General features: G+C 60.9%; 16 protein-coding genes. 10 read left to right on the top strand and 6 right to left on the bottom strand.

Features of this window, described 5'->3' with window-relative positions; translation table 11 throughout:
• Entirely contained in the window at nt 1-1,371 is a 1,371-nt protein-coding gene (gene purB / locus ACJ8J4_RS00965) for an adenylosuccinate lyase (RefSeq protein WP_033652066.1), read from the top strand.
• A gap of 48 nt (nt 1,372-1,419) precedes the next feature.
• Here the strand turns inward: purB and ACJ8J4_RS00960 are convergent, their stop codons facing one another.
• The 3 genes from ACJ8J4_RS00960 to pdxR form a co-directional block, all read right to left on the bottom strand.
• Nucleotides 1,420-2,124, bottom strand: a complete 705-nt coding sequence (locus ACJ8J4_RS00960) for a GNAT family N-acetyltransferase (RefSeq protein ID WP_025302521.1) — start codon at nt 2,122-2,124, stop codon at nt 1,420-1,422.
• 15 nt (nt 2,125-2,139) lie between these two features.
• Nucleotides 2,140-2,592 carry a GNAT family N-acetyltransferase gene (locus tag ACJ8J4_RS00955; protein WP_043141490.1) on the bottom strand — a complete coding sequence of 151 codons (453 nt, stop codon included), beginning with the start codon at nt 2,590-2,592 and terminating at the stop codon, nt 2,140-2,142.
• Nucleotides 2,593-2,707: 115 nt separating this feature from the next.
• On the bottom strand, nt 2,708-4,222 hold the full coding sequence (pdxR, locus tag ACJ8J4_RS00950) for a MocR-like pyridoxine biosynthesis transcription factor PdxR (protein ID WP_197835518.1): 1,515 nt from the start codon (nt 4,220-4,222) through the stop codon (nt 2,708-2,710).
• A gap of 138 nt (nt 4,223-4,360) precedes the next feature.
• Between pdxR and ACJ8J4_RS00945 the strand changes: the two genes are divergently transcribed.
• A complete protein-coding gene (locus ACJ8J4_RS00945; RefSeq protein WP_197835516.1) occupies nt 4,361-5,125 on the top strand; it encodes a GntR family transcriptional regulator in 765 nt (254 codons plus the stop codon).
• 4 nt (nt 5,126-5,129) lie between these two features.
• Here the strand turns inward: ACJ8J4_RS00945 and ACJ8J4_RS00940 are convergent, their stop codons facing one another.
• On the bottom strand, nt 5,130-6,149 hold the full coding sequence (locus tag ACJ8J4_RS00940) for an ADP-ribosylglycohydrolase family protein (RefSeq protein ID WP_025302514.1): 1,020 nt from the start codon (nt 6,147-6,149) through the stop codon (nt 5,130-5,132).
• A gap of 378 nt (nt 6,150-6,527) precedes the next feature.
• Between ACJ8J4_RS00940 and phoP the strand changes: the two genes are divergently transcribed.
• The 3 genes from phoP to ACJ8J4_RS00925 all read left to right on the top strand — a co-directional run bounded on the left by phoP (nt 6,528) and on the right by ACJ8J4_RS00925 (nt 9,868).
• Complete coding sequence (gene phoP, locus ACJ8J4_RS00935) at nt 6,528-7,199, top strand: two-component system response regulator PhoP (RefSeq protein WP_025302513.1); 672 nt, start codon at nt 6,528-6,530, stop codon at nt 7,197-7,199.
• Between the two features lie 5 nt (nt 7,200-7,204).
• The gene (gene phoQ, locus ACJ8J4_RS00930) at nt 7,205-8,662 is read left to right on the top strand and encodes a two-component system sensor histidine kinase PhoQ (protein WP_025160271.1); all 1,458 of its coding nucleotides are present in this window, start codon (nt 7,205-7,207) and stop codon (nt 8,660-8,662) included.
• An 84-nt stretch (nt 8,663-8,746) separates the two neighbouring features.
• The gene (locus tag ACJ8J4_RS00925) at nt 8,747-9,868 is read left to right on the top strand and encodes a ribosomal protein uL16 3-hydroxylase (RefSeq protein ID WP_004941161.1); all 1,122 of its coding nucleotides are present in this window, start codon (nt 8,747-8,749) and stop codon (nt 9,866-9,868) included.
• 41 nt (nt 9,869-9,909) lie between these two features.
• Here ACJ8J4_RS00925 and ACJ8J4_RS00920 read toward each other — a convergent pair whose 3' ends face one another.
• Both ACJ8J4_RS00920 and pepT read right to left on the bottom strand, forming a co-directional pair.
• Nucleotides 9,910-10,998: a malate/lactate/ureidoglycolate dehydrogenase gene (locus tag ACJ8J4_RS00920; RefSeq protein ID WP_197835657.1), complete on the bottom strand. Its 1,089-nt coding sequence runs from the start codon at nt 10,996-10,998 to the stop codon at nt 9,910-9,912.
• A 90-nt stretch (nt 10,999-11,088) separates the two neighbouring features.
• Entirely contained in the window at nt 11,089-12,318 is a 1,230-nt protein-coding gene (gene pepT / locus ACJ8J4_RS00915) for a peptidase T (protein ID WP_004941154.1), read from the bottom strand.
• A 57-nt stretch (nt 12,319-12,375) separates the two neighbouring features.
• Here pepT and ACJ8J4_RS00910 point away from each other — a divergent pair, with 57 nt between their 5' ends.
• The 5 genes from ACJ8J4_RS00910 (at nt 12,376) to ACJ8J4_RS00890 (ending at nt 17,189) form a co-directional block, all read left to right on the top strand.
• On the top strand, nt 12,376-12,648 hold the full coding sequence (locus ACJ8J4_RS00910) for a hypothetical protein (RefSeq protein WP_145956978.1): 273 nt from the start codon (nt 12,376-12,378) through the stop codon (nt 12,646-12,648).
• 25 nt (nt 12,649-12,673) lie between these two features.
• Complete coding sequence (gene potA / locus ACJ8J4_RS00905; RefSeq protein ID WP_197835511.1) at nt 12,674-13,789, top strand: spermidine/putrescine ABC transporter ATP-binding protein PotA; 1,116 nt, start codon at nt 12,674-12,676, stop codon at nt 13,787-13,789.
• Complete coding sequence (gene potB / locus ACJ8J4_RS00900; protein WP_025302510.1) at nt 13,773-14,633, top strand: spermidine/putrescine ABC transporter permease PotB; 861 nt, start codon at nt 13,773-13,775, stop codon at nt 14,631-14,633. Before potA ends, potB begins: the two co-directional genes overlap by 17 nt.
• Entirely contained in the window at nt 14,630-15,412 is a 783-nt protein-coding gene (gene potC / locus ACJ8J4_RS00895) for a spermidine/putrescine ABC transporter permease PotC (RefSeq protein WP_025302509.1), read from the top strand. Before potB ends, potC begins: the two co-directional genes overlap by 4 nt.
• A 217-nt stretch (nt 15,413-15,629) precedes the next feature.
• Nucleotides 15,630-17,189 (top strand): PTS transporter subunit EIIC, encoded by a 1,560-nt coding sequence (locus ACJ8J4_RS00890; RefSeq protein WP_025302508.1) that lies wholly within the window; start codon nt 15,630-15,632, stop codon nt 17,187-17,189.
• The last annotated feature ends 22 nt before the right edge of the window (nt 17,190-17,211 follow it).

Raw genomic sequence — 17,211 nt, 5'->3', positions numbered from 1 at the left:
ATGGAATTATCCTCACTGACCGCCGTTTCCCCCGTTGATGGACGCTACGGTGATAAAGTCAGCGCACTGCGCCCCATTTTCAGCGAATACGGTCTGCTGAAATTCCGCGTACAGGTTGAAGTACGTTGGCTGCAAAAACTGGCCGCCTGCGCAGAAATCAAGGAAGTTCCCGCTTTTGACGCCGACGCAAACGCTTTCCTCGACAAAATCGTCGCTGAATTCAACGAAGAAGACGCTCAGCGTATCAAAACCATCGAGCGCACCACCAACCACGACGTGAAAGCGGTCGAGTATTTCCTGAAGGAAAAAGTGGCGGCGGTGCCTGCGCTGCACGCGGTGTCCGAGTTCATCCACTTCGCCTGCACCTCCGAAGACATCAACAACCTGTCGCACGCGCTGATGCTGCAAAGCGCCCGTCAGGACGTGGTGCTGCCTTACTGGCGTAAAATCATCGATGCGCTGAAAGGGCTGGCGCTGGAATACCGCGATATCCCGCTGCTGTCGCGCACCCATGGCCAGCCGGCGACCCCGTCGACCGTCGGCAAAGAGTTCGCCAACGTGGCTTACCGCATGGAGCGCCAATACCGCCAGCTGGAGCGCGTGGAGATCATGGGTAAAATCAACGGCGCGGTCGGCAACTACAACGCCCACATCGTCGCTTACCCGGAAGTGGACTGGCATCAGTTCAGCGAAGCGTTCGTGACCTCGCTCGGCATCACCTGGAACCCGTACACCACCCAGATCGAGCCGCATGACTACATCGCCGAGCTGTTCGACTGCGTAGCGCGTTTCAACACCATTCTGATCGACTTCGACCGCGACATCTGGGGCTACATCGCCCTGAACCACTTCAAGCAGAAGACCATCGCCGGCGAAATCGGTTCTTCCACCATGCCGCACAAGGTCAACCCGATCGACTTCGAAAACTCCGAAGGCAACCTGGGCCTGGCCAACGCCGTGCTGGGCCACCTGGCGGGCAAACTGCCGGTCTCCCGTTGGCAGCGCGACCTGACCGATTCCACCGTGCTGCGTAACCTGGGCGTGGGCCTGGGCTATGCGCTGATCGCCTACCAGGCCACCCTGAAAGGCATCAGCAAGCTGGAAGTGAATCAGGCACACCTGCTGGACGAACTGGATCACAACTGGGAAGTGCTGGCCGAGCCGATCCAGACCGTGATGCGCCGTTACGGCATCGAGAAGCCTTACGAGAAGCTGAAAGAGCTGACCCGCGGCAAGCGCGTGGACGCTGCCGGCATGCAGGCGTTCATCGATGGCCTGGCGCTGCCGGAAGAAGAGAAAACCCGTCTGAAAGCGATGACCCCTGCCAACTACATCGGCCGCGCCACCACCCTGGTCGACGAGCTGAAGTAAGCGCTTTAGCCCGATAAAAAGGCGGCCCGCGGGCCGCCTTTTTGCTTATTATTCGCCGCGCAACACCTGCAGCCGAGCTATCTGCCGCCCCTGCGCATCGAAGTTGTCCGCGCTAAGCCAGCGCGCCAGCGCCTGTCGTACCGTCGGCCACCGGTCGGCGGTGATGGCGAACCAGTCGGTATCCCGGCTGCGCCCCTTGACGATCACCGCATAGCGGAAGTTACCCTCGTAGCGAAAGCCAAAGCGCAGCGCAGCCTGGCGGGAGGGTGCGTTATGGCTGTCGCACTTCCACTCGCAGCGGCGGTAGCCCAGCGTGTCGAAGGCATAGCGCAGCAGCAGCGCGATAGCCTCGGTGGCGCTGGAGCGCTGTTTCATCAACGGCGACCAGCTGACGTGGCCGATCTCCAGCACGCCATTGGCCTCGTCGATGCGCATCAGCGCCACCGTGCCCACCGGCGCGTCGCTGGCGGCGTCGAACACCGTCAGATTAACCAGCGTCGGGTTGGCTTGCAGCGTTTCCAGATGCTGCAGCATCGCCGCCGGCGTGTCGGGCCGTTCGATAGACAGATAGGTCCAGTCGCGGCCGTCCGGCGCCAGTTGAAACGCCTCGAACAGCGCGGCGTAATCCCGCTGCGGCTCGAGCGGCGCCAGCGAGCAGAAACGCCCGCCGAGCGTCGCGCCGCCCGGACGGCGAGCCGGCTGCCAATCCGGCATCGGTTCGCCAATCGGCTGACCATAACGATTCATTGCCATACACGCCTCCTGCGGTTAACGGGTATAAACGATAAACGAGCTTCTTCTGCCGATTTTGTCGTACAGCGAGCGCGCCGGCGCGTTGTACTCCTGGGTCATCCAGTAGACCCGATCGCTGCCGCGCGTCTCTGCCAATCGGTACGCCTGTTCGAACAGCTTTTCCGACACCTTATGGCCACGCGCCTGCGGCGACACATAGAGATCTTCGATATAACAATAGCCGACTGCGCTCCAGGTGGACGGGTGGAACACCAGGTTCATCAGCCCCAGTAGCTGGCCGTCGGCATCCTCCGCCACCAGCCCGTACACCTGTTCATCCTGCCCCAGGCGTTCGAAGGTGCGATCGGTCACCTGCGGCGCCACATCGGCGCGGTAAAAGTCGAGATAGCCCTGCCAGAGCGCCAGCCATTGCGCTTTGTCGTCGCCATTGATTCTGCGGATAGTCACTTCAGGGTTTGATGGGTTCATAGCGCCTCACGGTGTAAGATATTATTTCCATTAGGGAAATAATCGGATAGCGGCAGAATACACCGCATGGCGGCGGTACAATACGGACCAATTCAAAACGCCGAGCAGACCAATTTTAGCCATCGCTTTCCACCGGCAGCGCGTTGAACACCTGCGCCAGCGTGGCGATAAAGCGCACGATCTCATCCGGCGTATAGGCCGAGAAGCCGAGCACCAACGCCCCGCGCTGCGGTGTGCCGGTGTAGAAGTCCGCCAGGCCGTACAGCCGTATCCCCCTTTCGGCGGCCCCCACTACCAGCCGCCGCTCCGTCGCCGCATCCGCCAACGGGCAAACCAGCTGCAGCCCGCCCTGCGGCAGCGCCGGACGCGTCCAGGCAGCAAGGTGACGATGCACCGCGTCGTACAGCACGTCCAGCCGCGCTTTGTACAGCGTGCGCATATTGCGCAGATGCTCAGCGTAGCCGCCCTCGTGCAGGAAGTGGAACAGCGTCATCTGCGCCAGCGCCGACGTGTAGCCGTCCTGAAACTGCCTGGCGGCGACCAATGGCCGCACCAACTGAGGCGGCGCGATCATGAAACCGATGCGCAGCCCCGGAAACAGCGTCTTGCTGAAGGTGCCGATGTACAGCGTACGCCCGCCGCTGTCCAGTCCCTGCAGCGCCGCCTTGGTTTGCCGGTCGTAGTTGAACTCGGCGTCGTAGTCGTCTTCGATGATCCAGGCCCGGCAGCGCTGCGCCCACTGCAACAGCGCCAGCCGCCGCTCGAGGCTCAGCGAATACCCCAGCGGGTAATGATGGGACGGCGTGATGTAAACGCCCCGCCCGCCGCCCGAAGCCTGCATCAACTGCCCGACGTCCAGCCCTTGTTCATCGATGCCGATCGGCCGCGCCTGCAGCCCCGCCGACTGCACCAGTTTTTTTGCCCCCTGGTAACCCGGCTCTTCGACGAATACCGCATCGCCGGGATCGAACAGCACCTGCGTACACAGCGCCAACGCCTGCTGAGAGCTGGTGACCACGATCACCTGTTCCGCCGTCGCCTTGACGCCCCGCTCCCGCTGCAGATAGTGCGCGATCTCCGCGCGCAGCTCCGGCAGCCCTTGCGGATCGGCATACCCCAATAATCGCTCGCCGTGCCGCCGCAGCGCCTGCTTTTCCTGCTGCAGCCATTGCTCGATGGGGAACGCCCGCAGGTCCGCCAGCGAAGGCGTCAGCGAAGCCTGGCGGCAGGTGTGCGGCGTATGGCTGACCGCCAGCAGCGCCCGGCCGCGATCGCTCAGCTCGCGCTCCGCCAGCCGCGCCTCTTGCCCCGTCGCCGTCGTCAGCAGTTCACGGCCGAGCAGCGTGTCACTACGATAACGCACAAAGCTGCCGCGCCCCACCGTTCGGCTGATGAACCCCTCAGCCTCCAGCCGCGCGTAGGTCTGTTCCACCGTGTCGCGCGCCACCGTCAGCCGGGCAGCCAACGCACGGCTCGGCGGCAGCTTCGCCCGCCAGGGCAGTTCTCCGGCGGCAATCAGTTGCAACAGAGCCTGATGCAGCGCCGAGCGCCGGGTCAGGCCTTGTTGCCGCTGCTGCGCGAAGGCGGCCAGGATTGCCGCGTCATCCGCGTAGGGTGGGTGATCACTCATGGGCAGTCTGTTTCTCCGAGCTTAAGGCGATTGCACACTACTCTACCCCATTTCCCCTCTTGGCGGCGGCAGTTGCGCTGCCCGGCGAAATCCCCTTAAATAAGCCATCGCAATGCGGCTACAGGATTTCCGTCGGCTATGAGCAAGGAGACCAACCAGCGTCTGCTGGACAAACTGCAGCAGGATCTGGCCAGCGCGGGCGCGATGCCGCTGTATTTGCGCTTCAACGCCTCGGTGCGCCAGGCTATCGATCAAGGATTGCTGAATGCGGGGGATTTTTTGCCCAGCGAGCGCCTGTTCACCGAACGGCTCGGCATCTCGCGCATCACGGTACGCAAAGCGTTGGCCTGCCTCGAGCAGGACGGCCTCATCGGCCGTTCACGCGGTTACGGCACCTTTATCCAACTGCAACGGCCCGAACCGAAGCTGTTCTATTCTTTGGCAGACGTCAAAGGATTCTCGAGCGAGGTGTTACAGCAGGGGCGCCGGCCAGATACGCAATGGATCAGCCGCGAGCGGGTACCCGCCAGCGCTGAACTGGCTGAAAAGCTGCAGCTGGCGGCCGGAACGCCGATCTACACACTCAAACGCATTCACTTGATCGATCGGCGGCCGATGTCGGTGGCGGTGTCCTACGTGGTGGTGGCGGCGATTGCCAACGTCGACGAGATCGGCATCTCGCTGTACGACTACTTCCGGCGCAATAACGTCGAAATGGGATCGCTGCGCAGCCAGGTCAGCGCGGCGATGGCCGACGACGACATCCGCCGGACGCTGCAATTATCAGAACCGATGCCGCTGCTGATCGTGCGTCAAACGCTGTTCGACCACAGCAAGAAGCCGATCGAATACAGCGAAAGCTTCTGCCGCAGCGACATGTACGAGTTTACCAGCGAAAGCTGATCCGTTATGCCTCGCCCTGCCGGCGGCGGCGAAAGCGCACGAACGCCTGAACGTAAGCCTCGATATCCAGCGGATTCATCCGTTTTAACTCCGCCAGCAACCCGGCTTCGATCGCTTCTGCGCCATGCAGCGCGCCGCAAATCGCAGTGGCCATCGCACCGATGGTGTCGGTATCGCCGCCCAGGTTGGCGCACAGCACGGCGCACCGGGTAGGGTCGGTTTGCGCCAGCTGCACCATCGCCAGCGCCGCCGGCACCGACTCGATGGTGCTGACCCCGGCGCCGATCAGTTGATACACCCGCTCGGAGGCCTGCTCGGGATCGCTGGCTTCATCCACCACCTGAAACGCCAGCTCGATACGCGCCGCCAACGAGGGGCTGAACGTCGTCTCCTGACGGCGCTGGGCATACTCCGCCACGCCCGGCAGCGCCAGGCGAATCGAGGCCCAGTCCGCGCCCTCCACCGCCCGCGCAACCGCCCAAGCGATCGCGACGGCCCCGGCGACGGCGATGTCAGATTTGTGCGTCGGGCTGGAGGCCAGCCACACCTGCTGACAGAACTCCTCCAGCGGCGCAGACGGCAGCACGCAGCCTAAAGGCGAAATGCGCATCGCCGCACCGTTGGTGATGCCGTTGTTTTCCAACTCGGCGATCGGCGTTCCCGCTTTCTGCTCGCTCAGCGCCAGTTTGGAACTGGGGCCGAGAATGTTCTTGTTGAAGGCGTCAAAACTGTCCACCCAGCGGATCACGTTGCGGGCGATCAACTCTGGCACCACCTCGCCTTTCGCTTCCCGCAGCGCATCGGCCAGCGCTAACGCCATCGCGGTATCGTCGGTATATTGCCCGGCCTTGAAGTAGCAGGCGGCCGAGTTCTCCGCCGGCCCATCAAGGAAACCGTCTATCCAACCGAAATGGCGCTTAACCCGCTCGCGCGGCCACAGCTCGGAAGGCATGCCGAGCGCGTCGCCCAGCATCTGTCCGTAAAGTGCGCCCGCTATGCGTTCTGCCTGGGTTAACTGCTTCATCCGTCGCTCCTGAGAAAATATGCCGATACCTCGATAATACCTTATTAGTACCTTTAAAGCTTATCAAGCGCCCCGGTTCACATTTTGCTTTCGCGACAATGCCTGGCGCGTTTAAGTTGCGTTTAACGTTGCCCCGTCGCTGTTTATCCGACGTTTATCAGAACTTGTCGATAATGTCGGCGAACAAATTGATAACGCTTATTTTAATACATTGCTTCGGTTCTCTTGCGAGCCGGGCGGGTTATACCTACCATAGCCTCAGCACTTTTTGTCAAAATGGTTCAGGTGGCCGCGTTATCCCCTGACACGCCGCAGAGCGTGTTCCCTTTTATCGCGTGGGTGACAGGACGTTCACCCGCACAGTCACAGGAGTTCGCCATGCGAGTACTGGTTGTTGAAGATAATGGTTTGCTGCGCCACCACCTTTCCGTTCAGATGCGCGAGATGGGCCATCAGGTCGACGCGGCCGAAGACGCCAAGGAAGCCGATTATTTCCTGCAGGAACACGCGCCGGATATTGCCATCGTCGATCTCGGCCTGCCGGGCGAAGACGGCCTGAGCCTGATCCGCCGTTGGCGCGCGCACCAGACCAAACTGCCGATCCTGGTGCTGACCGCCCGCGAAAGCTGGCAGGACAAAGTGGCGGTGCTGGAAGCCGGCGCCGACGACTATGTCACCAAGCCGTTCCACCTGGAAGAAGTGATCGCCCGCATGCAGGCGCTGATGCGCCGCAACAGCGGCCTGGCTTCGCAGGTGATCGTGCTGCCCCCGTTCCAGATCGATCTGTCGCGCCGCGAACTGAGCGTCAACGATCGGCAGATCAAGCTGACCGCTTTTGAATACACCATCATCGAGACCCTGATCCGCAACGCCGGCAAGGTGGTGAGCAAGGATTCGTTGATGCTGCAGCTCTACCCGGACGCCGAACTGCGCGAAAGCCACACCATCGACGTGCTGATGGGACGTTTGCGTAAAAAGGTGCAGGCGGAATACCCGCATGAAGTGATCACCACGGTACGTGGCCAGGGTTATCGTTTTGACGCGAAGTGAACATGATGTTCAACAAGAATAAAAAACCGTTTTCGCTGCGCGCCCGCTTCCTGATGGCGACCGCCGGGGTGATCCTGGCGCTGTCGCTCTCTTACGGTTTGGTGGCGGTCGTCGGCTACATCGTCAGCTTCGACAAGACCGCCTTCCGCCTGCTGCGCGGCGAGAGCAACCTGTTCTTCAGCCTGGCGCAGTGGAAAGACAACAAGCTCACCATCGCCATCCCCCCCGATATCGATCTCAACTTCCCGACGCTGGTCTTTATCTACGACGATAAGGGCAACCTGCTCTGGAGCCAGCGCAAAGTGCCGGAGCTGGAGAAGCTGATCAACAAGGAATGGCTGGAAGAGTCCGGCTTCTACGAAATTGACACCGATACCCGCATCAGTAGCGAAGTGCTGGGGGATAACCCCAAGGCACAGGATCAGCTGAAGAATTATGACGATACCGATCAGAACGCGCTGACGCACTCGGTGGCGGTCAACACCTATGCCGCCACGGCGCGGCTGCCGGCGTTGACCATCGTGGTGGTCGACAGCATTCCGCAGGAGCTGCAGCGCTCAGACGTGGTGTGGGAGTGGTTCAGCTACGTGCTGCTGGCCAACCTGCTGCTGGTGGTGCCACTGCTGTGGCTGGCGGCCTACTGGAGCCTACGGCCGATCAAGGCGCTGGTCAATCAGGTGGGCGAACTGGAGAACGGCGAACGCGATCAGTTGGATGAGAACCCGCCCAGCGAACTGCGCGGCCTGGTGCGCAATCTGAACATTCTGGTGCGCAACGAGCGCCAACGCTACACCAAATATCGCACCACCCTGTCGGATCTGACCCACAGCCTGAAAACGCCGCTGGCGGTGCTGCAAAGCACCCTGCGCTCGCTGCGTAGCGGCAAGCAGACCACCATCGAAGAAGCCGAGCCGATCATGCTGGATCAGATCGGGCGCATCTCTCAGCAAATCGGTTACTACCTGCACCGGGCCAGCATCAACTCCGGCCAGACGGTGCTGACGCGCGAGATCCACTCGGTGCCGGCGCTGCTCGACAGCCTGGTGGTGGCGCTGAACAAGGTTTACCAGCGCAAAGGGGTGGTGATCACGCTGGATATCTCGCCGGAAGTGACCTTTATGGGCGAGAAGAACGACTTTATGGAAGTGATGGGCAACGTGTTGGAAAACGCCTGCAAATACTGCCTGGAGTTCGTGGAAATCACCTCGCTGCACTCAGAGAAAAATCTCACCATCGTCATCGACGACGACGGCCCGGGCATCCCGGAAAGCAAGCGCCAGCTGATCTTCCAGCGCGGCCAGCGGGTGGATACCCTGCGCCCCGGCCAGGGCCTTGGCCTGTCGGTGGCGGCGGAGATCATCGAGCAATACGACGGCGAAATCGTCATCAGCGACAGTCCGCTCGGCGGCGCGCGCATGCAGGTCACCTTCGCCCGCCAGCACGACACCCACCACAACGAGTAAATTATGCCGCTGCGGCCCCGATCCACGGGGCCAAACTTCCGTTATAATCGCACTCAGGCTCACTCCTCTATCCTGGAATAGAACATGGATTATCAATTAGATCTGGACTGGAACGATTTTTTGCAACGCTATTGGCAAAAGCGTCCGGTGATTCTGAAGCGCGGCTTCAAAAACTTTATCGATCCGATCTCCCCGGATGAGCTGGCCGGGCTGGCGATGGAAAACGAAGTGGACAGCCGCCTGGTCAGCCACCAGGACGGCCGTTGGCAGGTTGCGCACGGCCCCTTCGAGAGCTTCGATCACCTGAGCGAAAACAACTGGTCGCTGCTGGTGCAGGCGGTGGACCACTGGCATGAGCCTTCCGCCGCGCTGATGCGCCCGTTCCGCCAGTTGCCGGACTGGCGGATGGATGACCTGATGATCTCCTTCTCGGTGCCGGGTGGCGGCGTCGGCCCGCACCTCGATCAGTACGACGTGTTCATCATTCAGGGCACTGGCCGCCGCCGCTGGCGCGTCGGGGAAAAAACGCCGCTGAAACAGCACTGCCCGCACCCGGATCTGCTGCAGGTCGAACCGTTCGACGCCATCATCGACGAAGAGATGGAGCCGGGCGACATTCTCTACATTCCGCCGGGCTTCCCGCATGAAGGCTACGCGCTGGAAAACGCGCTCAATTACTCGGTGGGCTTCCGCGCGCCGAACGGCCGCGAGCTAGTGAGCGGCTTCGCCGATTACGTGCTGGCACGCGAGCTGGGCAGCAAACGCTACGGCGATCCGGACGTTAAACTGCGCGAACACCCGGCGGAGATCCTGCCGCAGGAAGTGGACGCCTTACGGCAGATGATGCTGGATCTGGTGCAACAGCCGGAACACTTCCAGCACTGGTTCGGCGAGTTTATCTCCCAATCGCGCCACGAGCTGGATCTGGCGCCGCCGGAGCCACCGTATCAGGCCGGGGAAATCTACGAACTGCTGCAACAGGGTGAAGCGCTGCAGCGCCTGGGCGGGTTGCGCGTGCTGCGGGTCGGCGATCGCTGCTTCGTCAACGGCGAACTGATCGACACCGACCAGCTGCAGGCCGCAGATGCCCTGTGCCAGCACTTCAGCGTCGACGCCGCCCTGCTCGGCGACGCGGTGGACGACCCGTCATTCCTGGCGCTGCTGACCGCGCTGGTCAACAGCGGCTATTGGTACTTTAACGACTGATTGCGAGTACGCGAACAAGCCACCCTATCGGGTGGCTTTTTTTATGCCTGCCGCGCCTGCGCGCGAAAGCCGGCCAGCGCTTCATTCGCCATGCCCGCCTGCTCCGCCGCCGCGCAAATCTGCCGCCAGGTATTGGCGTCTATCGGTATGCCCTGCTCCAGCCGCGTCGCGCGGTTGGCCTCTTCCCATTCTCCCGGCACCGCGATCGGCTGTTCGCCGCTCGGCGGCGACGCCTTCACCCAGCCGATAAACGCTTCGGCCTCGGCCTGCATTTGCGGGGCGTCGAAGGCCTGAGGATCGAGGATCAGGGTCGTCATGCAGTTGAAGATGGCGTCGCTGTCGGCTTTCAGCGTAGCGTCGTGGGTGGTGCGGCCGCCGGAGAGCGCGCCGCCGAGGATCTCGCACATCGCCGCCAGCGCATAGCCTTTGTGCAAGCCGAACGGCAACAGTGACCCGAACGGCGCTTCGTGCATCACCTTCGGTTCGGTGGTGGGTTGCCCGTGTTCGTCGATCAGATAGCCCGGCGCCACCGACAGCCCTTTGTTATAGGCCACCCGGGTCTTGCCGAAGGCGATGCCGCTGGTGGCGAAATCCAACAGCAGCGGCGTTCGGCCCGGCCGCGGGAAAATGGCGCAGAACGGGTTGGTGCCGAAGCGGCGATCGCTGCCGCCGAACGGCGCCACCATCGGATCGCCCACCACGTTGACGAAGTGAATCGAGATAAAACCGGCGCGGGCACACTGTTCCGCCCAATGGCCGATGCGGCCGATATGGTGCGCATTGTGCAGCGCCACCGCCGCCAGGCCCAGCTTGCCGGCGCGTTCAATGCCCAGCGCCATCGCTTCGCTGGCCACCACCTGACCGAAGCCGCGCGCGCCGTCGAGCGTCAGCACCGCGCCGGCGTCACGCACCACTTCGGCATGTTGATTGAGCTGTAATTGCTCCTGCGCCAACGATGCCATGTAGCTGGGGATCATGCCGACGCCGTGCGAATCGTGCCCGGCCAGGTTGGCCTGCACCAGATGATCGGCCACCAGCTCGGCTTCGCGCGCCGTACTGCCGGCCTGGCGCCAAATTGCCTGAACGAACTGCGTCAAATGCGGGCTGGCGATACGGTATTCGGTGCTCATCATGCGGTCCTTATGCGTGGGGAATGTACCTCCACACTATGGGCAACGCCTTGTTGCGGCAAGCGATTATGCCGATCGCAAGCGTCCCGTTTACCGCGCCCGCTCGGCGGCCAGCGCCGCGATGCGCATGATCACCGCCACCGCTTGCTCCATGCCCTCCAGCGTCACGAACTCGTGCTTGCCGTGGTAGTTGTAGCCACCGGTGAACAGGTTCGGGCACGGCAGGCCGCGAAACGACAGCTGCGCGCCGTCGGTGCCGCCGCGGATCGGTTTCATCACCGGTTCGATGTCGCAGTCGCGCATCGCCTGCTGCGCCAGCGCAATCACGTGCGGGTGCTCCGCCACCTGTTCGCGCATGTTGTAATAGCTGTCTTCGATGCTCACTTCGATATAGCAATCGCGGGGCAGGCCTTTGCCGACCTCGCGAGCGATGTCCACCATCTTGCGCTTACGCGCCTCAAACCCCTCACGCTCGAAGTCGCGCAAGATATAGTGCATTTCGGCGCGCTCCACGCTGCCCTTGATGCTGCTGAGGTGATAAAAGCCCTGGTAGCCTTCGGTGGTCTCCGGCGCTTCGTCCGCCGGCAGTGCCTGATGAATGCGGGTCGCCAGCGACAGCGCGTTGACCATCACGCCCTTGGCGCTGCCGGGGTGCACGCTGTTACCGAGGATTTTGATCGTCACCGAGGCGGCGTTGAAGTTCTCGCACTCCAACTCGCCGACGCCGCCGCCGTCCACGGTATAAGCCCATTCGGCATTGAAGGCCGCCACGTCGAACAGCTGCGCCCCTTTGCCCACCTCCTCGTCCGGGGTGAAGGCCACACGGATGTCGCCGTGCGGGATTTTGCGCGCGCGCAGGCGCACCATGGCGGTGAGGATCTCGGCGATGCCGGCCTTGTCGTCGGCGCCCAGCAGCGTTTTGCCATCGGTGGTGATCAGCGTCTGCCCCAGCATCTGGTGCAGGATCGGGAACATCACCGGCGACAGCACTTCATCACCGATGCCGAGCGCAATGTCGCCGCCGCGATAGTTCTCGACGATCTGCGGATTGACGTGTTTGCCGCTGAAATCCGGCGAAGTATCCAGATGGGCGATAAAACCGACCGCCGGCACCGGCCAGGCGACGTTACCCGGCCAGGTGCCCATCACGCAGCCGTGTTCGCTGAGCGACACCCGCTCGAAGCCGAGCGCGATCATTTCCTGCTGCAACGCACGCGCCAGCTTCAACTGCCCGTCGGTGCTCGGCACATGCTTTACGTTCGCTTTGGACTGGGTGTCGAAAGAGACGTAGTTGAAAAAGCGGTCAAGTAATTTGTCCATGGTAGCGGCCCCTCAGAATATCGCGTTTCATTATGCTGAACCGATCAGGATCAAATATTGCGTCAGGTCATTTTTAACCATAATTCGCCAATATCATTAATCTTTGTGATGATTTCTGAGAGGAATAATGCTGTCATCACAGGGTCATTTGTCGCTATCATGATGAAAAACGCGGCATCTGGGCCGGATCGGCTTTCAATTCCGGCATTCAGCGTCTATCATGCGCGCTCGAAAAATTTCCATTGGCGTAACTGGTTTGAGCTTCATTTGATCAGCGGGCATCCCGCAAGCTCCGGCAGTCTTTTCCAGTTGCGGTTCTATCTGCATTAGCCCACGGGATAGAGTAATACGATAAATGACTGAGACATCCTCTCCGACTCCCCTTGTTGAACTGCATGCCCTGAGCAAAGCGTTCGATGGCAAAACCATCATTGCCGATCTGGATCTGACGATTAATCACGGCGAATTCCTCACCATTCTTGGCCCCTCCGGCTGTGGCAAAACCACGGTGCTGCGCCTGATCGCCGGTCTGGAAGACGCCGATCGGGGCCGCATCGCGCTCGACGGCCAGGACATCACCGCCATTGCGGCCGAACATCGCCACGTCAACACCGTGTTTCAGAGCTACGCTCTGTTTCCGCACATGTCGGTGTTCGACAACGTTGCCTTCGGCCTGCGCATGCAAAAGGTGCCGGCGGCGGAACTGACGCCGCGCGTCGAAGAGGCGCTGCGCATGGTGCAGCTGGATACGTTCGCCAAGCGCCGGCCGGGCCAGCTCTCCGGCGGCCAACAGCAGCGCGTGGCCATCGCCCGCGCGGTGGTCAACAAGCCGAAGGTGCTGCTGCTGGACGAATCGCTGTCGGCGCTGGACTACAAGCTGCGCAAGCAGATGCAGAACGAGCTGAAGGCGCTGCAGCGCAAGCTGGGCATCACCTTCGTGTTCGTCACCCACGATCAGGAAGAAGCGCTGACCATGTCGGACCGCATCGTGGTGATGCGCGAAGGCCGCATCGAGCAGGACGGCACGCCGCGTGAGATCTACGAAGAGCCGAAGAATCTGTTCGTCGCCAGCTTCATCGGCGAGATTAACATCTTCGACGCGGTGGTTTTGGAGCGCCTCGATCCACAGCGGGTGCGCGCCAACGTCGAAGGCCGCGAGTGCGACATCTATGCCGATCTGCCGGTGGAGCCGGGCCAAAAGCTGAAGGTGCTGCTGCGCCCGGAAGATCTGCGGGTGGAAGAAGTGAACGACAGCGCGCAGCACTACGGGCTGATCGGTTACGTGCGTGAGCGCAACTACAAAGGCATGACGCTGGAGTCGGTGGTCGAGCTGGAGAACGGCAAAACGGTGATGGTCAGCGAGTTCTTCAACGAAGACGATCCGGACGTCGATCACTCGCTCAACCAGAAGATGGCGGTGACCTGGGTCGAAAGCTGGGAGGTGGTGCTGGCCGATGAAGAAATCGCGTAAAGTCTTCCAGAATGTGGTGATCGTCGGCGTCGTCGCCTGGCTGCTGTTGTTCGTGTTCATGCCGAACCTGATGATCATCGGCACCAGCTTCCTGACCCGCGACGACGCCAATCTGGTGCAGATGGTGTTCACGCTGGATAACTACCGGCGCTTGTTCGACCCGTTGTACGCCCAGGTGCTGCTGCACTCGCTGAACATGGCGCTGATCGCCACCCTGTGCTGCCTGGTGATCGGCTATCCGTTCGCCTTTATCCTGGCGCGCTTGCCGCAGAAGGTGCGGCCGCTGCTGCTGTTTCTGCTGATCGTGCCCTTCTGGACCAACTCGCTGATCCGCATCTACGGCCTGAAGCTGTTTCTCAGCACCCGCGGCTATCTCAACGACGCGCTGCTGTGGATCGGCGTCATCGACAAGCCGCTGCGCATCATGTACACCTCGGAAGCGGTGATCCTCGGCCTGGTGTATATTCTGCTGCCGTTTATGGTGATGCCGCTCTACTCCAGCATCGAAAAGCTCGATAAATCCTGCCTGGAGGCGGCGCGCGATCTCGGCGCCAGCAAGCTGCAGACCTTTATCCGCATCATCGTGCCGCTGACCATGCCGGGCATTATCGCCGGCTGCCTGCTGGTGGTGCTGCCGGCGATGGGGCTGTTCTTCGTCGCCGATCTGATGGGCGGCGCCAAGAATCTATTGATCGGCAACGTGATTAAAAGCCAGTTCCTCAATATCCGCGACTGGCCGTTCGGCGCGGCCACCAGCATCTGCCTGACGCTGGTGATGGGGCTGTTGCTGCTGGTCTATTACCGGGCCGCCCGCCTGCTGAACAAGAAGGAGGATCTGGCATGATCGGACGTCTGCTACGCGGCGGCTTTATGACGCTGGTATACGCCTATCTGTATATCCCGATCGTCATCCTGATCGTCAACTCCTTCAACGCTTCGCGCTTTGGCATCAACTGGCAAGGATTCACCACCAAGTGGTACGCCACGCTGCTGAATAACGACAGCCTGCTGCAGGCCGCGGGGCACTCGCTGACCATGGCGGTGCTTTCCGCTACCTTCGCCACCCTGATCGGCTCGCTGACCGCGGTGGCGCTGTACCGCTACCGCTTCCGCGGCAAGCCGTTCGTCGGCGGCATGCTGTTCGTGGTGATGATGTCACCGGACATCGTAATGGCCATCTCGCTGCTGGTGCTGTTCATGCTGCTGGGCATTTCGCTCGGCTTCTGGTCGCTGCTGTTCTCGCACATCACCTTCTGCCTGCCGTTCGTGGTAGTGACCGTCTACGCGCGCCTGAAAGGCTTCGACGTGAAGATGCTGGAAGCCGCGCGCGATCTCGGCGCAAGCGAGTTCACCATCCTGCGCAAAATCATCCTGCCGCTGGCGATGCCGGCGGTGGCGGCAGGTTGGCTGCTGAGCTTTACCCTGTCGATGGACGACGTGGTCGTCTCCTCCTTTGTCACCGGGCCGAGCTACGAGATTTTGCCGCTGAAGATCTACTCGATGGTGAAAGTCGGCGTCTCGCCGGAGGTCAACGCGCTGGCCACCATTTTGCTGCTGCTGTCGCTGACGCTGGTGATCGCCAGCCAGTGGGTGATGCGCGATCGCTCGCCCAAGGCAGAATAATCCTTCCCGCCGGGCGCTGCCGCGCCCGGTTGTGATCCCCTTCACAACCGGCACCGGTTGTCACTCAGTGACCATCGGTGCCTATTTCCGCCCCGCCGATTGCAGCGGCGAAAACTTCCCCCTATAACTGAATCCAGGCAAGGTGCCTTATTTTTCTCGCTTTCAGGGAGTTTATTCAGCAACGTCGTCATCCATTAAAATATAAAAAGGAACTGCCATGAAAGGTATTATCGATAATATCTTAAACAAGCTGCAGCTTTTCTCCAAAGCCATGATGGGGCCGATATTTTTCCTGCCGGTAATCGGTCTGATTCTGGCGCTCAGTTCTATTCTTACCAATGCCACATTAATCAATGAACATTCCGCCGTCTTCTCTATCGGTAAAATGATCGGCGATACCTTCTGGCCGTTATTCGGCAATCTCGGGCTGATTTTCTGTATCGGTATTACCTACGGCCTGGCCAAAGACAAGAAAAGCGAAGCGGCGCTGGTCGCGGTGATGTGCTTTATCATGTTCCTCGGCGCCAATTCGTCTTATCTGCAATTCAGCGGCCACGTCGCGGCCAAGATCAACGGTGAGTATTACGGCACCGGGCAAACGGAACTGCTGGGATTTACCGTGGTAGATATGGGCATTTTCCTCGGTCTTATCCTCGGCGTCACGATTGCCTGGGTGCATAACCGCCTGTGCAACGTCGAACTCAACGGCGTGTTCTCGGTCTACGGCGGCGCCAAGCTGGTGCTGATTGCCATGACGCCGATCATCATGCTGTACGCCGTCGCCTTCAGCTACCTGTGGCCGGCTATCTCACAGGGCCTGATCGCGCTTACCGGCTTTATGAAAAGCGCCGGCTCGCTCGGGGTATTCGTCTACGGCTTCTTCGAGAAATTTCTGATCCCCACCGGGCTGCACCACTTTATCTGGTCGCCGTTCCAGCTCACCAGTATCGGCGGTTCGATCGTACAAGACGGCCAGACCGTCTCCGGCTCGCAGGCGATTTTCCTGGCCTACATGCGCGACCCAAGCATCTCGCCGCTGATGAACGAGGCGCTGCGTTTCTCGCAGCAAGGGATGGTGACCATCTTCGGCCTGTCGGGCGCGGCATTGGCTTTCTATCACACCGCCAAACCGGAAAAGAAAATGCTGGCCAAGGCGATTCTGATCCCGGCCATCACCACCTCGATCCTGGTCGGCATCACCGAGCCGATAGAGTTCACCTTCCTGTTTATCTCTCCGCTTCTGTGGGTGATCCACGCCGTGTTGACCGCGCTCTCGCAGGTAGCCTGCAACCTGTTCCAAGTGCGCCCCTGGGGCGCCAGCGGGCTGGTCGAGTTCCTGGCCTACAACCTGCCGCTGCCGGTCTCCCTCACCCGCTGGCCGCTGTATGTGGTCATCGGGCTGGTGCAGTTTGCGGTGTATTACCTGGTGTTCAAAACGCTGGTGCTGAAGCTCAATCTGAAGACGCCGGGCCGTGAAGATGATCAGGACGTCAAACTCTATTCCAAACAGGATTACCGGAACCGTAAAAATACCCCGGACGAGCCAAGCGGCATCATTATTCGCGCGCTGGGTGGCAAGGAAAACATTATTTCCGTCGATAACTGCTTTACCCGGCTGCGGGTGGAATTAAAGGATATGGCGCGGGTGGATGAGGCCGCGTTGAAAAGTACCGGCGCCAAAGGCGTGGTGAAGAATCGCCGTGAAGTGCAGGTGATTTACGGCGTCACGGTCGGCAAGGTCAAAAATCAGGTAGAGAAATATTTAGCGGCACTCTAACGCTTTATTAATGGGAGATATA

The organism is Serratia sp. CY47280 (assembly GCF_052168655.1).
Classification (GTDB): domain Bacteria; phylum Pseudomonadota; class Gammaproteobacteria; order Enterobacterales; family Enterobacteriaceae; genus Serratia; species Serratia bockelmannii.
This window is presented reverse-complemented; position numbering and strand designations above follow the sequence as displayed.

What these genes read in the sequence shown, in the direction of transcription:
- purB (WP_033652066.1), top strand. Translation starts at nt 1, where the DNA reads ATGGAATTATCCTCACTGACCGCCGTTTCCCCCGTTGATGGACGCTAC.
- ACJ8J4_RS00960 (WP_025302521.1), bottom strand. Translation starts at nt 2,124, where the DNA reads ATGGCAATGAATCGTTATGGTCAGCCGATTGGCGAACCGATGCCGGAT.
- ACJ8J4_RS00955 (WP_043141490.1), bottom strand. Translation starts at nt 2,592, where the DNA reads ATGAACCCATCAAACCCTGAAGTGACTATCCGCAGAATCAATGGCGAC.
- pdxR (WP_197835518.1), bottom strand. Translation starts at nt 4,222, where the DNA reads ATGAGTGATCACCCACCCTACGCGGATGACGCGGCAATCCTGGCCGCC.
- ACJ8J4_RS00945 (WP_197835516.1), top strand. Translation starts at nt 4,361, where the DNA reads ATGAGCAAGGAGACCAACCAGCGTCTGCTGGACAAACTGCAGCAGGAT.
- ACJ8J4_RS00940 (WP_025302514.1), bottom strand. Translation starts at nt 6,149, where the DNA reads ATGAAGCAGTTAACCCAGGCAGAACGCATAGCGGGCGCACTTTACGGA.
- phoP (WP_025302513.1), top strand. Translation starts at nt 6,528, where the DNA reads ATGCGAGTACTGGTTGTTGAAGATAATGGTTTGCTGCGCCACCACCTT.
- phoQ (WP_025160271.1), top strand. Translation starts at nt 7,205, where the DNA reads ATGTTCAACAAGAATAAAAAACCGTTTTCGCTGCGCGCCCGCTTCCTG.
- ACJ8J4_RS00925 (WP_004941161.1), top strand. Translation starts at nt 8,747, where the DNA reads ATGGATTATCAATTAGATCTGGACTGGAACGATTTTTTGCAACGCTAT.
- ACJ8J4_RS00920 (WP_197835657.1), bottom strand. Translation starts at nt 10,998, where the DNA reads ATGAGCACCGAATACCGTATCGCCAGCCCGCATTTGACGCAGTTCGTT.
- pepT (WP_004941154.1), bottom strand. Translation starts at nt 12,318, where the DNA reads ATGGACAAATTACTTGACCGCTTTTTCAACTACGTCTCTTTCGACACC.
- potA (WP_197835511.1), top strand. Translation starts at nt 12,674, where the DNA reads ATGACTGAGACATCCTCTCCGACTCCCCTTGTTGAACTGCATGCCCTG.
- potB (WP_025302510.1), top strand. Translation starts at nt 13,773, where the DNA reads ATGAAGAAATCGCGTAAAGTCTTCCAGAATGTGGTGATCGTCGGCGTC.
- potC (WP_025302509.1), top strand. Translation starts at nt 14,630, where the DNA reads ATGATCGGACGTCTGCTACGCGGCGGCTTTATGACGCTGGTATACGCC.
- ACJ8J4_RS00890 (WP_025302508.1), top strand. Translation starts at nt 15,630, where the DNA reads ATGAAAGGTATTATCGATAATATCTTAAACAAGCTGCAGCTTTTCTCC.